Annotated in this window: 14 protein-coding genes; 9 read left to right on the top strand and 5 right to left on the bottom strand. The window is 71.5% G+C overall.

Annotated features, from left to right (window positions below):
* The first annotated feature begins 11 nt into the window (after positions 1-11).
* The gene (gene dhaL, locus DEO23_RS09850; RefSeq protein ID WP_240613333.1) at positions 12-698 is read left to right on the top strand and encodes a dihydroxyacetone kinase subunit DhaL; all 687 of its coding nucleotides are present in this window, start codon (positions 12-14) and stop codon (positions 696-698) included.
* Positions 695-1,117, top strand: a complete 423-nt coding sequence (dhaM, locus tag DEO23_RS09845; RefSeq protein WP_109275850.1) for a dihydroxyacetone kinase phosphoryl donor subunit DhaM — start codon at positions 695-697, stop codon at positions 1,115-1,117. Before dhaL ends, dhaM begins: the two co-directional genes overlap by 4 nt.
* A gap of 48 nt (positions 1,118-1,165) precedes the next feature.
* On the opposite strand, the gene DEO23_RS09840 is transcribed toward dhaM, so the two are convergent.
* The 3 genes from DEO23_RS09840 to betT all read right to left on the bottom strand — a co-directional run bounded on the left by DEO23_RS09840 (position 1,166) and on the right by betT (position 6,554).
* Complete coding sequence (locus DEO23_RS09840) at positions 1,166-2,728, bottom strand: GMC family oxidoreductase (RefSeq protein WP_109275849.1); 1,563 nt, start codon at positions 2,726-2,728, stop codon at positions 1,166-1,168.
* 95 nt (positions 2,729-2,823) lie between these two features.
* Positions 2,824-4,299, bottom strand: a complete 1,476-nt coding sequence (locus DEO23_RS09835; RefSeq protein ID WP_109275848.1) for an aldehyde dehydrogenase family protein — start codon at positions 4,297-4,299, stop codon at positions 2,824-2,826.
* A gap of 74 nt (positions 4,300-4,373) precedes the next feature.
* Positions 4,374-6,554, bottom strand: a complete 2,181-nt coding sequence (gene betT / locus DEO23_RS09830; RefSeq protein WP_109275847.1) for a choline BCCT transporter BetT — start codon at positions 6,552-6,554, stop codon at positions 4,374-4,376.
* A 408-nt stretch (positions 6,555-6,962) separates the two neighbouring features.
* Between betT and DEO23_RS09825 the strand changes: the two genes are divergently transcribed.
* The 7 genes from DEO23_RS09825 (at position 6,963) to DEO23_RS09795 (ending at position 19,157) form a co-directional block, all read left to right on the top strand.
* Positions 6,963-8,501 (top strand): alpha-amylase family glycosyl hydrolase, encoded by a 1,539-nt coding sequence (locus tag DEO23_RS09825; protein WP_109275846.1) that lies wholly within the window; start codon positions 6,963-6,965, stop codon positions 8,499-8,501.
* Between the two features lie 120 nt (positions 8,502-8,621).
* Positions 8,622-12,290, top strand: a complete 3,669-nt coding sequence (locus DEO23_RS09820; RefSeq protein WP_109275845.1) for a sialidase family protein — start codon at positions 8,622-8,624, stop codon at positions 12,288-12,290.
* Between the two features lie 10 nt (positions 12,291-12,300).
* Positions 12,301-12,639 (top strand): hypothetical protein, encoded by a 339-nt coding sequence (locus DEO23_RS09815; RefSeq protein ID WP_109275844.1) that lies wholly within the window; start codon positions 12,301-12,303, stop codon positions 12,637-12,639.
* A 299-nt stretch (positions 12,640-12,938) separates the two neighbouring features.
* Entirely contained in the window at positions 12,939-14,804 is a 1,866-nt protein-coding gene (locus DEO23_RS09810; RefSeq protein ID WP_109275843.1) for an ABC transporter ATP-binding protein, read from the top strand.
* A complete protein-coding gene (locus tag DEO23_RS09805) occupies positions 14,801-16,609 on the top strand; it encodes an ABC transporter ATP-binding protein (protein WP_109275842.1) in 1,809 nt (602 codons plus the stop codon). Before DEO23_RS09810 ends, DEO23_RS09805 begins: the two co-directional genes overlap by 4 nt.
* 182 nt (positions 16,610-16,791) lie before the next feature.
* The gene (locus DEO23_RS09800; protein WP_109275841.1) at positions 16,792-17,301 is read left to right on the top strand and encodes a lamin tail domain-containing protein; all 510 of its coding nucleotides are present in this window, start codon (positions 16,792-16,794) and stop codon (positions 17,299-17,301) included.
* Between the two features lie 215 nt (positions 17,302-17,516).
* The gene (locus DEO23_RS09795; RefSeq protein ID WP_109275840.1) at positions 17,517-19,157 is read left to right on the top strand and encodes a cation:proton antiporter; all 1,641 of its coding nucleotides are present in this window, start codon (positions 17,517-17,519) and stop codon (positions 19,155-19,157) included.
* 289 nt (positions 19,158-19,446) lie between these two features.
* Here DEO23_RS09795 and DEO23_RS09790 read toward each other — a convergent pair whose 3' ends face one another.
* Together DEO23_RS09790 and DEO23_RS09785 are read right to left on the bottom strand one after the other, a co-directional pair.
* Positions 19,447-20,709, bottom strand: coding sequence for an alpha-hydroxy acid oxidase (locus tag DEO23_RS09790; protein ID WP_109275839.1), 1,263 nt, complete (start codon positions 20,707-20,709; stop codon positions 19,447-19,449).
* Positions 20,710-20,907: 198 nt separating this feature from the next.
* Positions 20,908-23,082 carry a prolyl oligopeptidase family serine peptidase gene (locus tag DEO23_RS09785; RefSeq protein WP_109275838.1) on the bottom strand — a complete coding sequence of 725 codons (2,175 nt, stop codon included), beginning with the start codon at positions 23,080-23,082 and terminating at the stop codon, positions 20,908-20,910.
* Positions 23,083-23,091: the final 9 nt, after the last annotated feature.

The raw sequence follows: 23,091 nt of genomic DNA, 5'->3' as shown, positions 1-23,091 counted from the left end.
AGCACGGCACGATGAGCGAGACCACCCGAGCGCAGGAGGGTATGGGCGTCGCGGAGCTGACGGCCTGGCTGCGACGCTGCACCGAGCTGATCGACGAGCACGCCGGCGAGCTGACCGAGCTCGATGCCGCGATCGGCGACGCCGACCACGGCGCGAACATGAAGCGCGGCTTCGACGCCGTCGCCGGGGTCCTGGACGACGGGACCTTCGAGGACGTCGCCGCGCTCGCGAAGAAGATCGGGATGACCCTGGTCTCGAGCGTCGGCGGCGCCTCCGGCCCCCTCTACGGCACCTTCTTCCTGCGCTTCGCGAGCAGCGCCCAGGGCAGCGACCCCCTCGACGTGCACAGCCTGCTCTCGGCCCTGCAGGCCGGGGTCCACGGCATCGAGGAGCGCGGCAAGGCGGCGATCGGCCAGAAGACGATGCTGGACGCCTGGGTGCCGGCGCTCGATGCCTTCCAGCGCGCAGGTACCTCCCTGGCCACGGCCGTGCGCGAGGGCGCCCGCGCCGCGACCGAGGGCCGCGAGGCCACGGGACCGATGGAGGCCACCAAGGGGCGGGCGTCCTACCTCGGTGAACGGTCGACCGGACACATCGACCCGGGCGCCGCCTCGACCGCCCTGCTGTGGCAGGCGCTCGCCGAGACCCTCGCCCGCACCGACGCGGTCACGCCCGACGGCGAGGGGACGACCTCATGACCGGCATCGTCGTCGTCTCCCACTCACGGCCGCTCGCGGAGGCGAGCGTCGCGATGGCCCGGCAGATGGTGCGCGATTCCGGCCCGCGCATCGAGATCGCCGCCGGCATCCAGGACCCGGGGAGCGAGGAGCCGGGCCTGGGCACCGATGCGGCCGCCATCAGCGCCGCGATCGAGGCGGCCGACGACGGTCAGGGCGTCGTGGTGCTCATGGACCTGGGCTCCGCGATCCTCTCGGCCCGCACGGCCCTGGAGTTCCTCGACCCCGACATCGCCGGACGCACCCGCCTGAGCTGGGCGCCGCTGGTCGAGGGCCTGCTCGGCGCGGTGGTCACGGCCGCGAGCGGCAGCGACCCCACCGAGGTCGCCGCCCAGGCCGAGGTCGCCGCCGAGGCCAAGCGCCGGCAGGTCGAGGACTGACCGCCGGCGCCGGGCCCCGGCGCACCCGGCTGATCCGGCTCACCCGGCTCACTCGCCGGAGGTGATCATCTCCGCGCACTTCTCGCCCATCATCATCACGGTGATGTTGGGGTTCACGGTGACGATCTCGGGCATCGCCGAGGCGTCCACGACCCGCAGGTTGCTGACGCCCTTGACCCGCAGCTGCGGGTCCAGCGGCGAGCCGGCGTCATCGATCGGGCCCATCCGGCACGTGCCCACCGGGTGGTAGACCGTGTTGTGGGTGGCGCTGATGTAGGCGGCGAGCTCCTCGTCGGTCTGCGCCTCGATGCCCGGGGAGAGCTCGCGACCGGCCCACTCGCTCATCGCGGGCTGGGAGACGATCTCGCGGGCCTTGCGGATCCCGGCGATCATCACGCGCATGTCGTGGCCCTCGGGATCGGTGAAGTAGCGGGGATCCACCTTGGGCTTGTCCCGGAAGTCGCGCGAGCGCAGCCGCACGGTGCCGCGGGAGCGGGCGTGGGTGACGTTCGGGGTGAGGCAGAAGACCTCCTCCGCCGTCGGGTAGCCCGCGCGGTAGGTGTGCATGTCGAAGGGCACCGAGCCGTAGTGCATCATCAGGTCGGGCCGGTCCAGGCCCTCCTCGGTGGGGGTGAACACGCCGATCTCCCACCACTGGGTGGACTCGCGCACCATCGGCTTCCTCGACTCCCACTGGATCAGCCCCTCGGGGTGGTCCTGCAGGTTCGCGCCGACGCCGGGCGAGTCGACGCGCACCTCGATGCCGTGCTCCTCGAGGTGCTCGCGGGGGCCGATGCCCGAGAGCATCAGCAACTGCGGGGTGTTGATCGCCCCGGCGGAGACGACGACCTCGCGGCGGGCGGCGATCCGCGAGGGACGGCCGAAGGCGTTGTCGACGATCTGCACGCCGGTGCAGCGCTGGTCCTCGTCGAACTCGAGCTCGCGGACCCAGGAGTCGGTGAGGATCGTGAGGTTCTCCCGCTCCAGGATCGGGTGGAGGTAGGAGACCGAGGAGGACGAGCGGGTGCCGTCGGCGCGGCGGTTGACCTGGAAGAAGCTCGCGCCGTTGATGACCGTCTGCCCGGCGTTGAAGCGGGCGCGGGGGATCCCCGCCTGCTCGCAGGCCTCCAGCAGCGCCACGCCCGAGGGATCCTTCGGGGGGACGTTCATGAGGTGGACGGGGCCGTCGTGCCCGTGGTGGGCGTCGGTGTCCTCGTTGGTCTCGAGCTTCGTGTACAGCGGGTAGGTGCGGTCGGACTCCCAGCCCTTGGCCCCGTGGACGTCGGCCCACTCGTCGAGGTCCTCACGGGGAGCCCAGAAGGCGATGCAGGAGTTGTGGGAGGAGCAGCCGCCGAGCACCTTGGCGCGGGCGTGGCGCATGAAGTCGTTGCCGTTCTCCTGCGGCTCGATCGGGTAGTCCCAGTCGAAGCCGGACTCCAGCAGCTCCATCCAGCGATCCAGCTGCAGCACGACGTCGTGGTCGGCGTCGGAGGGGCCGGCCTCGAGGAGGCCGACGCTGACCTCGGGGTCCTCGCTCAGGCGGGCGGCGACGGCGGCACCGGCGGAGCCGCCGCCCACCACCACGTAGTCGAAGGTGTGCGTGGTCTGCATGTCTCGTGTTCTCCTTCGTTCGTTGTCCGTGGATGCGGGCGCGCTCCCCTGCGGCCGACGGCGACTGCGGGCCGTCGGCCGCAGGGATGCAGCGCTCAGTGCTGGGGGAACCAGCCGGTCACGGCCGGGCGCAGGTTCTGGTAGATGTGCTTGGCCTCCTGGTACTCCGCCAGGCCCGTCGGCCCGAGCTCACGGCCCGAGCCCGACTGCTTGTAGCCACCCCACTCGGCCTGCGGCAGGTAGGGGTGGAAGTCGTTGATCCAGATGGTGCCGTGGCGCAGCGCGCGGGCGACGCGCTGGGCGCGGCCGGCGTCCTGGGTCCACACGGCCCCGGCGAGCCCGTAGAAGGTGTCGTTGGCGATCTCGATCGCCTCCTCCTCGCTCGAGAACGTCTCGACGGTCACGGTGGGCCCGAAGGCCTCGTCGCGCACCACGGACATGCCGCGGCGCACCTGGTCGATGACGGTGGGCCGGTAGTAGAACCCGTCGTCCAGGCCCTCGCCGGTGGCGAACTCGCCGCCGGTGCGCACGCGGGCGCCCTCGTCGACACCGGCCTTGACGTAGGCGTCGACCTTCTCGCGGTGGGCCTTCGAGATCAGGGGCCCGGACTCGGCGTCCTCGTCGAAGGGTCCGCCCAGGCGGATCTGCTCGGCGCGGCGCACCAGCTCGTCCACGAAGCGCTCGGCGATGGACTCCTCGACGATCAGCCGGGCTCCCGCGGAGCAGACCTGCCCGGAGTGGACGAAGGCCGCGTTCATGGCGTTGTCCAGGGCGGCGTCGAAGTCGGAGTCGGCGAAGACCACGTTGGGGTTCTTCCCGCCCAGCTCGAGGGCCACCTTCTTCACGGTGCGCGCGGCGTTCTCGGCGATCAGGCGCCCGGTGACCAGGCCACCGGTGAAGGAGACCATGTCGACGTCGGGGTCGGTGGAGAGTGGTCCGCCCGCGGTCGCGCCCGCTCCCAGCACCAGGTTCCCGACACCCGCGGGCAGGCCGAGGTCCTCGAGGACCTGCAGCATCAGGATCGCGGTGTGCGGGGTGAGCTCGGCGGGCTTGAGCACGAAGGAGTTGCCGGCGGCGAGAGCGGGAGCGATCTTCCAGGCGGCCTGCAGCAGCGGGTAGTTCCAGGGCGTGATCAGCGTGCACACGCCCACGGGCTCGTGCTCGATGCGGCTGGCCACGTCCGGGTCGCCGGCGTCGACCACGCGGCCGGCGTCCTGGGCGGCGATGCGCCCGAAGTAGTCGAAGCAGGCGGCGATGTCGTCCATGTCCAGGCGCGACTCGACCAGGCGCTTGCCGGTGTCCAGGGACTCCGCGCGGGAGAACTCCTCCTTGCGCTCGCGCAGGGCCTCGGCCGCGCGCAGCAGCAGCGCGCCGCGATCGGGGGCGGGGACGGAGGTCCACACGCCGGAGTCGAAGGAGCGGCGGGCGGCCTGGATGGCGGCGCGGGTGTCGACCTCGGTGGCCTCGTCGACCACGGCGACGAGGCTGCCGTCGGCCGGGCAGCGGATCTCGCGCGTGCCGCCCTCGGCGGCGGCCTTCCAGGTCCCGTCGATGAACAGGGTGCTCGGCATGGTCTCTCCCTTCGGTGCGGGGCGATCGCCCCGTGATGACTGGTCGGTGGGTTCATTGTCGCGGGACGCGGAGGTCACCGCGCGGGCTCGGGGTCCTCGTCGTCCGGCTCGAGGGCGGGGAAGTCCTCCTGCCAGTCGGTGGTCGCCGTCGCGGCGGTCCCCGCGTCGCTGCCGCCGGCGGAGACCCGCAGGTACTCCAGGTGGGACTCGTAGAGATCGAGGACGTCGGTGATCAGGTGCTCCGAGGAGTAGCCGAACACGTCGTAGCCGCGAGAACCGGTCGCGGTGAACACTTCGAGACGGTAGTAGTCGTCGTCCTCCGGTGCCACGCGGAACGCGAAGGAGGGCATCGGGTGCGCGACCGGGTACACCTGGTAGCTGAAGTCGTCGACGCCGGGCAGCAGCACGCGCAGCACCAGGCTCGGGACGGGGTGGCCCGCGAGCTCCTGGCGCTCGACGGCGACCTCGGCCCCGCCCTCGCGCATCTCGTGGGCGACGGCCTCGAGGGCCGGCGCGACGGTCCGCTCCAGGTAGCGCTTGGTCGCGCCACGCTGGGGGTAGGACATCGACCGGCGCAGACGGGAGCGCCAGGACTGCTCGGCAGCGCCGGGGCGGGCCACCAGGGTCGCGCGGAAGCTGTCGGCCTGCTGGGCCTCGCTGCGCAGTGCCCGCCACAGGGAGATCATCACCAGGTAGAGCACCACGGAGAAGGGCACCCCGATCACCAGGGTCGCCCCTTGCAGGGTGGTGATCCCGCCGACCAGCAGCATCGCGAGGGTGAGCAGGCCCGTCAGCACCGACCAGAACACGCGCAGCGTGGTCGAGCCGTCCTCCTTCGGGTCGGCGATCACGGAGGTGAAGTTCGCGAGCACCAGCGCGCCGGAGTCGGCGGAGGTCACGTAGAACAGCAGACCGGTGAGGGTCGCGAGGCCGATCAGCAGGGTCGCGCCGGGGTACTGGGCCAGCAGGTCGTAGAAGGCACGCTCGGGCGTGGCCATGGCGGCCTTCCCGAAGGCGTCGTCCCCGCCGATCACGAGCTCGAGGGCGCTGTTGCCGAACACCGAGATGAACAGGGCGATGAACAGGAACGGCACCACCAGCACGCCCAGGACGAACTGGCGCAGCGAGCGACCGCGGGAGATCCGGGCCAGGAACAGGCCGACGAACGGCGCCCAGGCGATCCACCAGGCCCAGAAGAACAGCGTCCAGGAGCTCGACCACGTGTCGGGCTGCTCCCACGCGAAGGTGTTCAGGAGCATGCCGGGGAAGCGCGAGAGGAAGTCCCCGATGTTCATCACCAGGCCCTCGAGGATGCGCCGCGTGTTCCCGGTGACGGCGATGTAGACGAGCAGGGCGAGCGCGAGGATCACGTTGAGCTCGGAGAGGCGGCGGATGCCCTTCTCGACGCCGCTGACCGTGGACATCGTCGCCATCAGCACGGACAGCACGATCAGGCCGATCTGCGCGCCGACGCCCTCGGGGATCCCGAACATGACGTAGAGGCCGTAGTTCAGCTGCACGACCCCGATGCCCAGCGACGTCGCGATGCCGAACACGGTGCCCAGCACCGCGGCGATGTCGACCGTGTGGCCGGCCCAGCCGTCCATCCGGCGCCCCAGCAGAGGGTGCAGCAGCGAGCGGATGCTCAGCGGCATGTTGCGGCGGTAGGCGAAGTAGGCGAAGGCGGCGCCCATCAGGGCGTACATCGCCCAGCCGACGGGCCCGTAGTGGAACAGCGTCCACACGATCGCCTGGCGGGCGGCCTCGATGTTCTCGCCGCCGCCCGTGGGCGGCTCGTAGTACTGCGAGATCGGTTCGGAGACCGAGAAGAACATCAGGTCGATGCCGATGCCGGCGGCGAACAGCATCGCCGTCCAGGTGAAGAGGTTGAACTGGGGGCGGGCGTGATCCGGTCCCAGCTTGATGGTGCCCATGCGGCTGAGCGCGAGCACCAGCACGAAGGCGACGACGACCCCGGCGGTGACGATGTAGTACCAGCCCAGGTTCTGGGAGGTCCAGGTGACGATCGCCCCGATCACCACGCCGGCCTGCGTGGGGGCGAGGATGGCCCAGAGGGCGACCGCGGCGATCAGGGCGGCCGAGCCGATCAGCACCGGAGGGTTCGCGCGTGGTCCGGCATCGCGCTGCGCTGCGTGAGGTCCTCCGGGAGCCGGTCCGGCTGCGGGCGCGCCGGAAGGCGTCGCGGCCGGTGCCTGCTCGGGCGCGGTGGGGGTGCGGTCGGCGTCCTCTGTCATCTGCTCCTCGTCCTGCTGCGGAATCTCGAGGATCTCGGCGCCCGGGCACGAGGCGGGAGCGCCTACAGGGACTCCTGTCATCGCGGCGCCGGTCACCCGGGGCCGCCGGCCCCGTCCGTCCGTGCCGCGCGTCCGTCACCCGCTGGGCGGGCCGGGACGGCTGCGGCTCGGGCGCGACAGGGGTGCGCGCCGTCGATCCGTCAGCACTGTAACGACCTCGGAGAGCGGGTGCGGCGTCGGATCCATCCACGCCGATCGTACGACAGAGCGGAGCACAGACTCCTGGTGCACTGCAGGTTCGGGCACCCCGCCCCGAGCGGACGTCGGCCCCTCCCGCACGAACGGGCCCCGCGCCCCGGACCGCCGGATCGGGAGGCAGGTCACAGCGCGCATCCGTACGATGTCACGATGGAGACCTCTTCCGCCCCCGAGGGTCCGTCCACCCGCCACCACGACGCCATCTGCTGGCAGGTCTATCCGCTGGGGTTCTGCGGCGCCCCGCTGCACCGGGAGGACCTGCTCGCCGAGACCTACGGCGATCAGCCGGGGAGCCACGTGGTGCACCGTCTCGACCGGATCGTCGGCTGGCTCGATCATCTGCTGGAGCTGGGCGCGAACGTCCTGATCCTGAACCCGGTCTTCGAGTCCGTCTCCCACGGCTACGACACCCTCGACCACCTGCGCATCGACCCCCGCCTGGGCAGCCGCGAGGACTTCGACGCCCTGCTGGCCGCGTGCCACGAGCGCGGCATCCGCGTGGTGCTGGACGGCGTGTTCAACCACGTCTCGTCACGGCACCCCCTCGTGCGCCGCGCCCTGGCCGACGGCCCGGACTCCGAGGCCGGGGCGCTGATCCGCTGGTCCGGGAAGCACCCCTACGGCTTCGAGGGCAACCCGGACCTCGTGGAGCTGGACCTCTCCCGCCCCGCCGTCCAGGAGCGCATCGCGCAGGTGATGACCCTCTGGCTGGACCGCGGCATCGACGGCTGGAGGCTGGATGCGATGTACGCCGCGGGCGCCGAGGCCTGGGCGCCGATCCTGGACCTGGTCCGGCTCGAGGACCCCGATGCCTGGATCCTCGGCGAGGTCATCCACGGCGACTACCGCGCCGTCGCCGCGGGCAGCGGCGCGGACGCCGTCACGCAGTACGAGCTGTGGAAGGCGATCTGGTCCTCGGCGAACGACCGGAACCTCTTCGAGCTCGCCCACGCCCTGGAGCGACATGAGGGGTTCGTCCACGGGACGGAGGTGGCGGGAGACGGCCACCCCGGCACCCCGTTCCTCCCGCTCACGTTCCTCGGCAACCACGACACCACCCGGATCGCCTCGCGACTGGCCGACGGGCGGGACCTCGTCCCCGCGACCGCCCTGCTCGCGCTGCTGCCGGGCATCCCTGCCGTGTACGCGGGCGACGAGCTCGGCGCCGTCGGCGTCAAGGAGGACCGCCCGGGCGGGGACGACGCTGTGCGCCCCCTGTTCCCCTCCTTCCCGGCGGACCTGCGCACGGGCATCGACCCGGAGGGCCGCTGGCGGGGCGCCTCTCCCGAGGGGACGTCCCCGCCGCTCGCGCTGCTGTCCACGCAGGCCGCCCCGCGGCTGTTCGAGCTCCACCAGCGACTGCTGGGGCTGCGGCGACGGCACCCATGGCTCTCCACCGGTCACGTCCACGTCGATCAGGAGTCGCTGACCGCGACCAGCGCGCGGATCCTCCTCAGCGAGAACTCCGGCGCGGGGTCCGGCGCGAGGCCGGCTGCGGGGGCGGGCGCCGCCGGCGGATCCGGCCGGCTCGCCCTCCACCTCAACATCGGCGACGAGGAACTCCCTCTGGCCGGCGACGAGGCCGAACCCGTCCTCACCCTCGCAGCGGGAGGCGACGTCCTCGACGCAACGGGGACGCCCTCCGGCCGCACGGTCCCTGCGCACGGGATCGCGGTCACCGGCGGCTGACGTCCGCGCCCCGAGGCGCTTCGGACAACCTGATCATTCCTGACGGTTCAGGAATGAACCGCTCACGCTCCGTCACCCTTGCTACCGTGGCCCCACCCCTCAGGATCACGGAGACCACTGATGTCCTTCCCGTCCTTTCCCCACCCTGCCGAGCCGTCCTCGTCATCGGCGTCGTCGCGCCCCTGCGCAGGCCCCTCCTTCTCCCCCAGCCGCCGCAGCGTCCTCGCGGGCACCACGGCGGTGGGCACGGTGACCGCCGGCGCCGCACTCGGCCTGGGCGCGACAGCTGCCGACCACGCGCACGCGGAGCCCGCCGACGGGCGCGCCCTGGGCCCGCTCGCGGACGTCGCCCGCTGGAACGAGCAGGGCGTCGGCCGGTTCAGGATCCCCGCGCTCACCCGCACGAACGACGGTGCGCTGCTCGCGGTGTTCGATGCCCGCACCTCCATGGACGACCTCCCCGCGAAGGGCATCCACACGTTCGTGCGCCGCAGCGACGACGAGGGCCGCAGCTGGGGGCCGTACCGCACGCTGCGTGCTGACCCGCTCTGGTCGACCGGCGACCCGAGCATCCTCACCGACCGCGAGACCGGCACCGTCCTGGTCTTCACCACGGCCTCGCAGGGCGCCGGGTTCGGGAACTCGGGGACCGGCAACGATCCGACCGATCCCGGCATCACCCAGCTCGAGCTCGCGACCTCCACCGACGACGGACTGACCTGGACCCACCGTCGCATCACCGAGCAGGTCAAGGACCCGGCGTGGGCCGGGATGTTCGCGTGCTCCGGTGAGGGCGTGCAGCTGCGCCACGGAAAGCACAGGGGCCGTCTGCTGCAGCAGTACGTGGTGCGGATCGACGGGGAGAACTGGGCGGTCACCGCCTACTCGGACGACCACGGCAAGACCTGGCAGCACGGGGAGCCGGCCGGGCCGGGGGCCGACGAGAACAAGGTGTGCGAGCGGTCGGACGGCTCCGTGCTGCTCAACTCCCGCGCCGGCGGCCACCGCTGGCAGGCGATCTCGACCGACGGCGGCCTCACCTACTCCTCTCCCCGCGAGGTGCCCGAGCAGATCGATCCGGCCAACAACGGCCAGGTCACGCGCGTCTTCCCCGACGCCCGGCAGGGTTCGGCGAAGGCGAAGGTGCTCGCGCTCTCCTCGACCCTCGACCCGTCCATCCGCCGACGCCTGAGCCTCTCGCTGTCCTTCGACGACGGCGAGACCTGGACCTCCCAGCACCTCCTGGACGACGACGCGAGCGCCTACTCGACCATCACACCGTTCGGCGACGGCAGGCTCGGGCTGCTCTACGAGCGCGAGGCCTACGCGACGATCTCCTACCGCACCATCGACGTCGCGGCCCTCGCCCCGGCGCCGCTGCTGCTCGAGATGCTCCCCTCCGGACACGGGGCGGGGGACGACGGGACCGAGGGCCCCTCGGCGACACCGCCCACCCTGCGCGCCGGCACCCGCACGAGGCTGCGGGTCCGGGCCACCAACCAGGGCATCGCAGACCTCACCCACGGCCACCTCGCCCTGGAGGGTCAGGACGGCATCCGCGCGGCGCGGACGACGCTGCCGACCCTCGCCCCCGGCCGCTCCCGCATCATCGAGCTGACGGTCAGCACACCCGACACCCTGGCGGGCAATCGCGCGGTCACGCTGAAGGGCTCCGCTCGCACCGGGCGCACTCCCCTCGCCCGCGGCAGCCGGACCGTGCACGCCGCCCGCGCGGCCACCGCGAAGGTCACGCGCGCCGGCGGCGCAGCCGATCACCCGGCTCTCGAGGTCGTCGGCTGCTTCGACGCCTGCTACCCCGACCAGGACGCACCCGGTCTCGAGGGGGACACCCTCGCCGCCTGGGCGCGGGTGCGGAACACCGGCAACGTCGCCCTGTCCGATGTCCGGGTGACCTCCGACGCCGGCGGGACGGGCGCGAGCATCGACCGTCTCGAGCCGGGCGAGAGCAGCACGATCACCGGGAGGACGGCGCTCGCCCAGGTGCTCACCGATGACGACGTGAGCACCGCACGCACCCGCGTCAGGGTCACGGCGAGCGCGGGCGGCGGCACGACAGCGTCGGCCGAGGCGTCGGACACCATCGCCCTCGACCTCGCGGCACGGCCGGCGGCAGGAGCGCGCTCCCCGATCGAGCTGCCCACCGGAGACCTGAGGACCTCGGCGTTCGCCCGCATCGACGGCGAGGAGCCGACCGCCGGCGCCCTTCCCGACGGCACCCCGCTCACCCTCACCGTCCCCGCCGGCGGGCGCACCAGCGTGCAGCTCGTGGTGACCGCTCCCCGGACCGGACGTCTCGACGTGGACGCCGACGGTCCCGCCAGCTGGAGCGGACACCTCGTCGAGACGATCAACGTGGTCGAACCCGGCGGGCACCCCACCGGGGGACGCACCGGCGACCCGCTCACCCCGCTGCCCGCGAGGATCTCCCGCCATGAGCGCCGCAGCGTCTGGTGCACCGTCGAGGTGCCGAGCGGCGTGCGCACCGGCCTGCACGAGACGACGCTGACGGTGCGCATCGGACGACGCACGATCGCCGCGTTCCCGCTGCGGCTCACGGTGCCCTCCGCCCGCCTCGACACCCTGGCCGACCGTCCCTTCACCCTGGACCTGTGGTGGCATCCCGACGCGATCGCGGACCAGCAGGGACTGACCGTGTTCTCGGAGAAGCACTGGCGCGCCTGCCGGCCGTATCTCGAGGATCTCGCGTCCCGCGGGCAGAGCGTGGTCAATGCCGTCATCATCGCCGACCCCTGGCTCGTCGAGAACGAGGACGGGAGCGTGGGACCGCAGACCGCGTCGCACTACGCGTCGCTGGTGGACTGGGCATGGGACGGGACGGCGTTCAGCTTCGGCTTCGGCGCGTTCGACCGCTGCGTCGAGGAGCACCACCGGGCAGGGATCGACGGCCCGATCCACCTGTTCGCCCTCCTCCAGTTCCGCCTCGGCCAGCGGCTCACGTTCACCGACACCCGCACCGGCGAGACCGTCACCGAGGAGGTCGAGCTCGGCGACGAGCGCTATCGCGAGGCCTGGGGCGCCCTGCTGAACGACCTGCACGCGCACCTCGTGGAACGCGGCTGGTGGGATCGTGCCGCCCTCGCCTTCGACGAGCGCCCCGCCGACCTCATGACCGCCGTGTTCGACGTGGTCCACGACGTCGCGCCGATGTGGGACGAGAAGACGGCTCTCGCTGCGAACAGCCTCGCCGAGGCCGACATCGCGACCTACATCTCCTTCAATCACAGCTTCCTCGACCAGGTGCCGGCAGACCTCATCGCCGAGCGCCGCGCCCAGCACGAGCCGACGTTGTTCTACACGTTCTACGACCCCGTGCGACCGAACACCGTGACCGCCTCCCCGCCGATGTCCTCGCGCATGCTGGGCTGGGAGGGTGGCCCGCTACGACCTCGACGGCTACCTGCGCTGGACGTACAACTCGTGGCCGCAGGACGTCCTGGAGCACCCCTCGTTCCGCTACGGCCAGGGCGACGAGTACATCGTCTATCCCGGCCGTCGCGGGCCGGTCTCCTCGATCCGCTGGGAGTCCCTGCGGGACGGCCTGGACGATGCCGAGATCCTGCGCCGAGCACGCGAGGCGGACCCGGAACTGACACGGGACGTCTTCGCCTCTCTCGCCGCCGACGACGCCGACACCCGGTCGGCATGGTTCGCGATGGCCGAGGGGCGGGAGCGGTGCCTGCGGAGGCTGGGCCGATGACGCTCGCGCCCGCCGCACCGCCCCGGTACCCGTTCAGCTCACCGGCATAGGCTCGACCGCATGAGCACCTCCACCACGCTGAAGCCCGCCGCATCCGTCCGCACCGCTCCCGTCGTCGCGACGGGGCTCCTGGGCGGCTGGATCACCGCCCGCGAGACCGGGATCCGCCCGCTCGGCGGCGTGGTCCTCGCGGCGGCCGGCGTCTACGCGGGCCGCACCTGGCTCGCCAAGCGCGGCCCCGGCACGACCGCCGCCCTGAGCGCCCTGTACGTGCTCGGCTTCGGTCTCTCCCACCCGCTCGCGAAGAAGATCGGTGCCTGGCCCTCCGTGCTGGCCGTCGCCGGCGCGAGTGCCGGGGCAGCGGCGCTGCTCTCGGATTCGGCCCCCACGCAGGACTGAGAGCGGCCGGCCCCGTCACGGGCGCGACGACGGGGCCGCCGACATCCCGCCCCGCGCGGCACAGCCGAAAGGCGACACGCACGATCCGAGGACGGGATCCCATCGTGGAAACCTCTGGTTTCCCACGTGATCCTTGACTAGGCTAAAGGGCCGGTCCCCCGGGACCGTCGATCCACTCCCCACCCCCACCGAGCCCGGTGCACCGATCCGTCGGAGCATCCGGGCCGCCTCGTCCTCCCCGATCCCTGCTGGCTCGGGTCTTCGCATCGCCCTTCCACCCAGCGAGGTGCCGCCCCTTCATGATCGCGTCCATGGGTCGTCTCTGGCAGACGGTCCGTCCCATCCGCATCCGCCTCTTCCTCGGACTCCTCAGCGCTCTCATCGCCTCCACCAGCGCCCTGCTGATCCCGCAGGCCCTCGAATGGATCATCAACCGTCTCCAGGCCGATCCGACGGCTGCCGTCGTGTGGACCGGGTGCGCGATGGTGATGGGCATCGGCCTCCTCGAGGCCTCCCTGATCTGGCTGCGCCGCATGTTCGCGGTCTCCCCGTCCACGACCGTGGAGAAGCAGCTGCGCGTGGGCTTCTACCGCAAGGTCATCCACCTCCCGGTCGCCTTCCACGACGCCTGGGGCTCCGGCCAGCTGCTCTCGCGCATGATGAGCGACATCAGTCTGATCCGCCGGTGGATCGCCTTCGGCATGATCATGATCGTCACCGACGTCGTCACGATCGTCGTCGGCATGGTCCTGCTGTTCCGCTCGAGCTCGCTGCTGGCGCTGATCTTCGTGTGCGCGGCGGTGCCCGTGTGCATCCTCGCCTTCCGCTTCAACCAGCGCTTCGCCTACCTCTCGCGCCTCTCGCAGGATCAGAACGGCGACCTGGCCACCACCATCGAGCAGTCCGTGCAGGGAATCCGTGTGCTCAAGGCCTTCGGCCGCGGCCCCACCGCTCTCGAGGGCTTCACCGCCCAGGCCGACGAGCTGCGCCGCACCGAGGTGAAGATGGCGACCGCGATGGCCACCTTCAACATGTTCATGTTCATGCTGCCCGAGCTCGCCCTCGGCGTCGCCCTGCTGGTGGGCCTGTACGAGACGGCGCAGGGCAACATGACGGTGGGCCAGATGGCCTCGTACTTCGCCACCGCGACCATGGTGATCGGCCCGGTCCGCATGCTCGGCAACCACCTGGGCCAGGCGATCAACACCAACACCGCGCTGGACCGCCACTTCGACGTCATGGACCAGAGCGAGGACATCACCTCGCCCGAGGACGCGGCGACCCCGGCGTTCGAGACCGCACGCGGCGACGTCCGCCTGAGCGACGTCCACTTCCGCTACGCCGACGCCCCGGACCGCGTCCCCGACGTGATCGACGGCGCCGACCTGCACATCCGCCCCGGGGAGACCATGGCGCTGGTGGGCGTGACCGGCAGCGGCAAGTCCACGCTCCTGCAGCTCGTCCCCCGCCTGTACGACGTCACCGCCGGCCGGATCACGATCGACGGGGTCGACGTGCGCGACATGGACCTCCTGCACCTGCGCACCCTCACCGCCGTCGCCTTCGAGGACGCCACCCTGTTCTCCGACTCCGTGCGCGGCAACGTCCTGCTCGGCGCCGACCAGTCGCTCACCGAGCAGGAGCGCGAGGACCTGCTGCACCTCGCGCTGACCACGGCCGACGCCGACTTCGTCCACGACCTCCCCGAGGGCGTGGACACCCGCATCGGCGAGGAGGGGCTGAGCCTCTCCGGCGGCCAGCGCCAACGCCTCGCGCTGGCCCGCGCGATCGCCGCGAAGCCGGCGGTGCTGCTGCTGGACGACCCGCTCTCGGCCCTGGACACCAAGACCGAGGAGCGCGTGACCGACCGGCTGCGCGAGGTCCTCGAGGGCACCACCACGCTGATCGTCGCCCACCGCACCTCGACCGTGGCCCTGGCCGACCGCGCCGCCCTCATCGACCACGGGCGCATCGTCGCCGTCGGCACCCACGCCGACCTCATGCGGACCTCCCCGCGCTACCGCTACGTGATCGCGAACCAGGAGGAGGAAGCCCGCCACGACCAGGACATCGAGACCCTGACCGGGGAGCTCGACCTGCGCGAGGTCAGCGAGGCGACCGTCGGCCGACCTGCGTCCGACCCGGGGAAGGAGGGAGACCGATGAGCGCCCCCGCCCGCGAGGAGGACGAGGAGCAGCGCGTCCTCTCCCACGAGGAGAACCGGCAGGCCCGCTCCCGATCCCTGGCACTGCTGCGCGAGCTGCTGCACCCGGTGCGCGGCCAGTTCGCCGCCATGAGCGTCATGGTCGTCATCGCCCAGCTCGCCGTGGTCGCCGGGCCCGCGATCATCGCCTGGGGCATCGACAACGCCCTGCAGCCCATGGTCCAGGGCAATCCCGCCCCGGCCCTGGGGGCGGCGGCCCTGCATCTGGGCTGCGCGATCGTGGGCGGCGTGCTGACCTTCGGGTACGTACGCCAGGGCACCGCCGTGGGCGAGCAGATGCTGCTGAGCCTGCGCCGGAAAGTCTTCCGCTTCACCCAGAAGCAGGACCTCGAGTTCCACGAGCGCTACACCTCGGGCCGCATGGTCTCGCGCCAGACCTCCGACATGGAGGCCCTGCGCGAGCTCGTCGACTCCGGTGTCGACATCCTCGTGGGCTCGACCCTCTCGATGGTGTTCACCGTGGTGCTGCTGGTCAGCATGGACTGGGTGACGGGCGTCGTCATGCTGGTCATGCTGATCCCCGGTGTCATGCTCACCAGCTGGTTCCAGAAGCGCTCGCGCGAGCAGTACCGGCAGATCCGCACCCACTCCGCCCGGCTGATCGTCCACTTCGTCGAGGCCATGGGCGGCATCCGCGCCGTGCAGGCGTTCCGCAAGGAGGCCCGCAACGAGAAGGAGTTCGACTCCCTCGCGCAGGACTACCGCGACGCCTCCCTCGCCTCCACGATGACCTTCGGCATCTACCAGCCCTCGCTGCGCATCCTCGCCAACACCACCATCGCCGTGGTGCTGCTGGTCGGCGGGTTCCGGGTGCTCGGCGGGCACCTGGAGGTCGGCGCGCTGGTCGCGCTCGCCCTGTACTCACGCCGCTTCTTCCAACCGATCGACCAGCTCGCGAGCTTCTACAACACGCTGCAGAGCGGGCTCTCCGCCCTCGAGAAGATCGCCACGCTGCTCGCGGAGTCCCCGAGCGTCAAGGAGTCAGAGCAGCCCACCCCGATGCCGTCCTCCTCCGGGCGCATCGACTTCGAGGACGTCTCCTTCCGGTACACGGCCGACGGCCCCACCGTCCTGAAGCCCCTGGACCTGCACATCCCGCCCGGCCAGACCGTCGCGCTGGTGGGCCAGACCGGCGCCGGCAAGTCCACGATCGCGAAGCTCATCAGCCGCTTCTACGACGCGAGCGAGGGCGACGTGCTGCTGGACGGCGTGGACCTGCGGGACATCTCGATGCAGGACCTCACCCGCAACATCGTCATGGTCACCCAGGAGGCGTACCTGTTCTCCGGGACGGTCGCCGACAACATCGAGCTGGGACGCCCCGGAGCACCGCGCGAGGAGATCGAGCAGGCCGCCCGGGCCATCGGTGCGGACGAGTTCATCGAGAACCTCCCCGACGGCTACGACACCGACGTGAACAAACGCGGCGGGCGCGTCTCCGCCGGTCAGAGGCAGCTGATCTCCTTCGCACGGGCGTTCCTGGCCGACCCCCGGGTGCTGATCCTCGACGAGGCGACCAGTTCCCTGGACATCCCCAGCGAGCGCATGGTGCAGGAGGGGCTGACGAAGCTGCTGGGTGAGCGCACGGCGCTGATCATCGCCCACCGCCTGTCCACCGTGATGATCGCCGACCGGGTGCTCGTGGTGCACGGCGGCGAGGTCGTCGAGGACGGCTCCCCCACCGATCTGGTCGCCGAGGGCGGGCGCTTCGCGGCGCTCTACCAGGCCTGGCAGGAGTCGATGTGAGGGGCCCGCGCGGGGTTCGCCGGCGGGCGCGTCGCCACCCGCTCCGCACCCGTCTGTGATCTGCGCCGGAGGGTGGGACGGCATCGGCACCCCGGTGCTGCATTTCGGTCATCCCCGTCGGAATCCGGCACCGGGGTGGGCGCCGTCGCCCACCGGGCCGCTTCATCCTCCAGAGGTCACCCATGCACGTCACCGTCCTCCCGCGCGCCCGATTCCTGGCGCTCCTCACCCTGCTCGCGCTGCTCGTCGCACCCTTCGCGATCGCTCCGTCGGCCGATGCGGCGACCAAGAAGCCCCTGGACATCGTGAAGATCCAGTACGACCCGTCGGGCCGCGACACCTGGAAGAACGGGCACCTGAACAAGGAGTTCATCGTCCTGAAGAACACGGGGAAGAAGACGCTCACGCTGACCGGCTACACGGTCCGCGACAGCGGCCCGCAGCACTTCCGCTTCCCCAAGGGCACCAAGGTCAAGCCGGGCAAGACGATCACCATCCGCTCGGGCAAGGGCAAGAACACGAGCTCGACGCTGTACTGGGGCACCAAGAGCTACATCTGGAACAACCCCAAGGACACCGCGCGCACCTACAACGCCAAGGGCACCAAGCTCGAGTCCTGCACCTACAAGAAGACGACGAAGAAGGCCACCAAGAAGTACGTGCGCACCACGGCGACCACGGCCTACTGCTGAGCCGCCCGTCCCGCCGAGATCCGCAGGCGCCCGTCGAGATCCGGGCGCCGGCTGCCGCCCGCAGGCCCCCACGGCCTGCCAGGTGGTCACGATAGGCTGAGGATCTCGGCGGGAGACGGCATCCCACCGCCCTCCCGCCCCGGGCGCGACGTCAGCTCCGTGCGCATCCCGCCCACCCGCGCACGCCCGTCCGCCCACGACTCCTGGAGTCGCCCATGATCAACCTCGCGCTGGTCATCGGCCTGCTCGCCGTCACCGTCGTCTGCGTCGCACTGGGTGAGCGACTCCGCCTGCCGTACCCCATCCTGATGCTGCTGGCGAGCTCCGGCATCGCCTCCATCCCCGGCCTCCAGCACCTGGAGATCGACCAGGAGCTGATCCTTCCGCTGTTCCTGCCGCCGCTGCTGTTCGCCACGGCGCAGAAGACCGACTGGTCCGTGTTCCGCTACCGCTGGCGCACCCTGCTGTTCCTCGCGGTCGGCCTCACGGCGACCACGGCGCTGCTGGTCGCAGGCGCGGTGTCGATGCTGGTGACGGCGGTGTCGTTCCCCTTGGCGCTGATGGTCGGCGCGATGGTCGCACCCCCTGACCCGATCGCCGTCGAGGCCGTCGCCGGGCCCGCCCGGATGCCGCGCCGACTGCTGTCGATGCTGCAGACGGAAGGCCTGTTCAACGACGCGGTCGCGATCGTGCTGTTCACGGCGGCGCTGAACACCCTCACCGGGGACAGCTCCCTGGGGCTGGGTCTCGCGCTGGACTTCGTGGTGGGCGCCGTGATCGCCGTGGGGATCGGTCTGGCCCTGGGCTTCCTCTACCGCTTCGCCTCGCACCGGGTGACCACCACCGCGGCCCGCACCGCCATGAGCGTCGTCGTCCCCTTCGCCGCCTACATGCTCGCCGAGGAGCTGCACGCCTCGGGCGTGATCGCCGTGGTGGTGACGGCGCTCGAGACGAGACGTCGGGCCCGCGCCGAGGACTCCGAGGCCCGCATCTCGCGGGCGACGTTCTGGGACGTGGCGAACCTTCTGGTCACCGGCCTCGCCTTCGGGCTGATGGGCATGCAGCTGCGGGACGTCGTCGCGAACGAGGGCGCCGACGTGCTGCGCTACCTGCCCGTCGCGGCCGTCGCCTGCGTGGTGGTGATCGTGATGCGGCTGATCGGCATGTTCGCGATCGCCCCGATCGCCCGCATCGACGCCGGGGAGAACCTGACCTGGAAGGACTCCGTCGTCCTGACCTGGTGCGGGATGCGCGGGCTCGCGACGCTGGCGCTGGCGCTGGCGATCCCCACCTCCGGCGTCTCCGGTGCCGAGGCCGACGCCCGCAACATGATGGTCATCGTCGCCTGCGCGGTGCTGCTGGTGACCCTGGTGCCCACGGGTCTGGGGCTGGGCTGGCTGCTGCGGCTGCTGAAGCTCCAGGACGACGGTTCGGTCGCCGAGCAGGAGATCGCCGAGCTCACCCATCGCGCGCAGCGCGCCGCCCTGGGTGCGATCCGCGAGCGCTTCGAGGACACCGGCGAGCTCACCGAGGAGCAGATGCGGGCGGTCAAGAAGCGCTTCAAGGGCCTGCGCCAGGAGCTCGACTCGACCACTCAGGCGATGAGCGTGGTGGGGCCCGACGGCACCGTCGATCCCGAGGCGCAGAAGCAGCTGCAGGCCAGGCGGCGCAAGATGAAGCGTGGGCGCGAGCTCATGGTCACCGCACAGACGGTGGGACTGGATGCGGCGCGCACGGAGGTGCTGCAGGCCCGCAGCGAGCCCGGCATCGATCCCGAGGCCGCCGACCGGGTGCTGCGCCAGCTCGACCTGCAGATGCTCGCCGCCCCGCCGCGTAACCGGGCCCGTAAGCACTGAGCGGCGGGCATTGAACCGCGGCCGGACACACCGTGGAGCGCCGAGTTCCGATCCGGTGAGTTCCGGTCCGTCGATGGCTCCTGGTGAGGTCTCAACCGTCTATACACCGTGAGACCTCACCAGGAGCCATCGAAGAGCAGGGGCCGAGCCCCGAATCGGCATAGCCCGTCCCCGAAACGGTGGCCGGGCCGCGAATCGGCGTAGCCCGTCCCCGAAACGGTGGCCGAGCGCCGAGCGCCGGGCGCCGAGGGCGCACCCCGGCGCCCGGCCCTCAGACCTCGCCCGCTTCTCAGACCTCCGCGCGGCGGCGGGCGCCTGGCTGCGGGATCGGCTGGAGCTCGCGCAGCTGGGTGACGTGGCGCGGCTCGAGCTCCTCGATGGTGTGCACCTGCAGCAGACGCATGGTCCGCTCGACCTCCTCGGAGAGGATCTCGATCGTGCGGTCCACGCCGCGGCGGCCGCCCGCCATCAGGCCGTAGAGGTAGGCGCGACCCACCAGGGTGAAGTCGGCGCCGAGCGCCATCGCGGCGACGATGTCGGAGCCGTGCATGATGCCGGTGTCGACCATGATCTCGGTCGAGTTCCCGAGCTCGCGCTTGACCTCGGGCAGCAGGTGGAAGGGCACGGAGGCGCGGTCGAGCTGACGCCCGCCGTGGTTGGACAGGACGATCGCGTCGACGCCCAGGTCAGCCAGCTTCTTCGCGTCCTCGACGTTCTGCACACCCTTGATCGCGATCTTGCCGGGCCACATCTCCCGGATCTCCTTGAGGTCCTCGTAGTTGATCGAGGGATCCATCGCGGAGTCCAGGAGCTCGCCGACCGTGCCGCCGGTGGAGGTCAGGGAGGCGAACTCGAGCTTCGGGGTGGTCAGGAAGTCGATCCACCACCAGGGGCGCGGGATCGCGTTGATGACGACGCCCGGGGTGAGCTGCGGCGGGATGGAGAAGCCGTTCTTCTTGTCCCGCAGGCGGGCCCCGGCGACGGGGGTGTCGACGGTGAAGAAGAGGGTGTCGAAGCCGGCCTTGGCCGCACGCTCGACGAGCCCGTAGGAGATCGAGCGATCCTTCATCACGTAGAGCTGGTACCAGTTGCGCCCGTCGGGGTTCTCGGCGTGGACGTCCTCGATCGACGTGGTGCCCAGCGTCGAGAGCGAGAACGGGATGCCCGCCGCGCCCGCGGCACCGGCTCCGGCGATCTCACCCTCGGTCTGCATGAGACGGGTGAAGCCGGTGGGGGCGATGCCGAAGGGCTGGGCGGACGGGCCACCCAGGATGTTCACGCTCGGATCGACGCGGGAGACGTCGGTGAGGATGCCGGGGTGGAACTCGACGTCCTCGAAGGCCTTGCGGGCCCGACGCATCGAGATCTCGCGCTCGGCGCCGCCGTCGGTGTAGTCGAAGGCCGCGGCGGGGGTCCGCCTCTTGGCGATCTTCCGCAGGTCGTAGATCGACTGCGCCTTCTCGAGCCGCGTGCCCCGGAAGTCCAGGGAGGGCTTGCGGAACTTCATCAGCTCGAAGATCTCTTCGGGCTTGGGCAGCTGTCGGGTGACCATGGGTCCTCCTCAGGATCGGGGGTGGAGGCCGGTGCTCGCGGGGCGTTGCCGCGGGTCGGCGTGGTCGTGGTGGCGGTGCTCGTGGTGACAGGTACTGGTGGAGCCGGCGTGATCGGGACGTCGGCGTCGACGACGATCCTCACCAGTCGGCATGCTCTCTCGACGGTACAGGTGCAGACGCCATCGCGGCTGTGCGGGTCAGCGGGTGACCAGCTCCAGCACGGGCACGCAGGGCGGGGTGAAGCCGAAGACCTGCCCGTAGAAGGAGAGCGCGGACTCCGTGGCCCGGATGATGCTCTCGGCCTGGCGGAACCCGTGCTGCTCTCCAGAGAAGAGCAGGTAGGCGTGCGGGATGCCCTTGGCGGCGAGGGCGTCGCGGAACATCTCGGACTGGCTGGGCGGGACGATGCGGTCCTCGTCCCCCTGCAGCAGGAGAACGGGGCATTCGAGCTCGTCGACGTGGTTGAGCGGGGCGCGCTCGGCGTAGAGGTCACGACGCTCGGGATAGGGGCCGACGAGGCCGTCGATGTAGCGGGACTCGAAGTCGTGGGTGTCGTGGATGAAGGCCTCCAGCTCGGCGACCCCGAAGCTCGAGACGCCGGCGGAGAACCTGTCCGTGCGCGTCAGGCACGCCAGCGTGGTCCAGCCGCCGGCGCTGCCGCCCTCGATGCCCAGCCTCTGCCCGTCGGCCAGGCCCGTGCGCACCAGGTGGTCCATGACGGCGACGGTGTCGGCGACGTCGACCACGCCCCACTGGCCCTTGAGGCGGTCGCGGTAGGCGCGGCCGTAGCCGGTGGAGCCGCCGTAGTTCACCTCCACGACGCCGATGCCGCGGGAGGTGTAGTAGGCGACCGGGAGGCTGAGCACGGGCGGCACGACAGAGGTGGGGCCTCCGTGGACGCGGGCAATGACGGGTGGGAGCTCGTCGGCCGGGCCCTGGATCCCGCTGCGCCGGGGGGCGAACCAGATCGCGTGGACGGCGCCGCCGTCCTCCAGCGGCACCTCGATCTCCTCGGCCGTGGGCAGGACGTCGGGATCCGGCGCATCGTCGCGGGAGGAGCGGACCAGCTCCAGCTCCGCCATGCGGGGAGCGTCGTACCCTCCCTCGAGTCGCGCGATGTAGACGGCGGGGAAGCGGGCGGGCGAGGCGCCGAGCAGGGCGAGCACGCCGCCCTCGCGCACCTGCATGCCCGAGATCGAGGTCAGTGGCAGGTCCAGGTCCGCGATCTGCCCGGTCGAGACCGTGAGCAGGCCGAGCGTCTCGCCCGCGTGGCCATGGGCCACCAGGGCGTGGTCGGCATCGAGCACGGCGTACCAGGTGGTGCCGAGCCCCCACATGGAGCCGGCGAACTCCTGCTCGGCGTACGGGGAGTCCGGTGCGAGCACGGCGCGCGCCCCCTCGTGGGCCGACCACACGCGGGGGTTCCACCATCCCGACTCGTCGGAGACGTACAGCAGTCGCTCCGCATCGAGCCATTCGGGCTGCAGGACGGAGACGTCCGGGCCACCGGCGACGACCTCCCCGTGACCGGTGCTGCCACCGACCAGCGGGGCGACGTGCAGCTCGGTGCCGTCCCACGGCATCTGCGGATGCTCCCAGCTGATCCACGCGAGGGCGGTGCCCTCGGGGTTCAGCCGCGGATAGGCGACGAAGCGGGAGGACGGGGTCACCTGCCGGATCGCGGCGACGTCCTCGGCGGCGCTGCCGTCGAGTGGGACGGCGGCGACGTAGCGCTCGATGTGCGGGGCGCCGTCGGTCCCTCCCGAGGCTCCGCCGGCTCCGTCGGCCGCGTCGGTCCCGTCGGCCGTGCGGGTGTGGTCCTCGCAGATCCACCAGACCTCGCGGGTGCCGTCGGCGAGCGTCACCGGGGTCGGGCAGGCCCAGCGCAGCGACGGCCCGTGGGCCGAGTCGACCTCGGGGCCGACGGCCGTGAGCGGACGCGGCTCGCTGCCCTCGACGAAGGCGTAGACGCGCTGGTCCTCGAAGTTCACGAACAGCACGAGGGGGTCGCCCTGGGATGCCGACCCCTCTCCCGACCGGTCCCCAGTCCCGCCGGCGGCCCCTCCTGGCATGGCGACCCACGATCCGCCGCCGTACTCGTGCACGCGCGAGCGGGCGTTGAAGGGTGCGGGGAGCACGGTCACGCTGCGGGGATCGGCCTCCTCGGCGGGGTCGTTCGTGCCGTCCTCCGGTGCGGCGACCGGGCCGGCGCTGCGCACGATGGCCTGGCGTCCGCCCTCGGCGGCGATGCCCTCGGTCCACCACAGCTGATCGCCGACGAACACCGGTCCTCCCAGGCGCGCTCCCCCGGTCGCGAGCTGCTGGGCCGTGATCGGTGAGGGCCAGGTGCCGTAGGGGAGCGTCGTCGTCATGGATCCAGG

It is taken from the genome of Brachybacterium endophyticum, from assembly GCF_003130585.1.
Taxonomy (GTDB): Bacteria; Actinomycetota; Actinomycetes; order Actinomycetales; family Dermabacteraceae; genus Brachybacterium; species Brachybacterium endophyticum.
The sequence above is the reverse complement of the archived record's forward strand: the minus strand, read 5'-3'. Positions and strand labels throughout refer to the sequence as shown.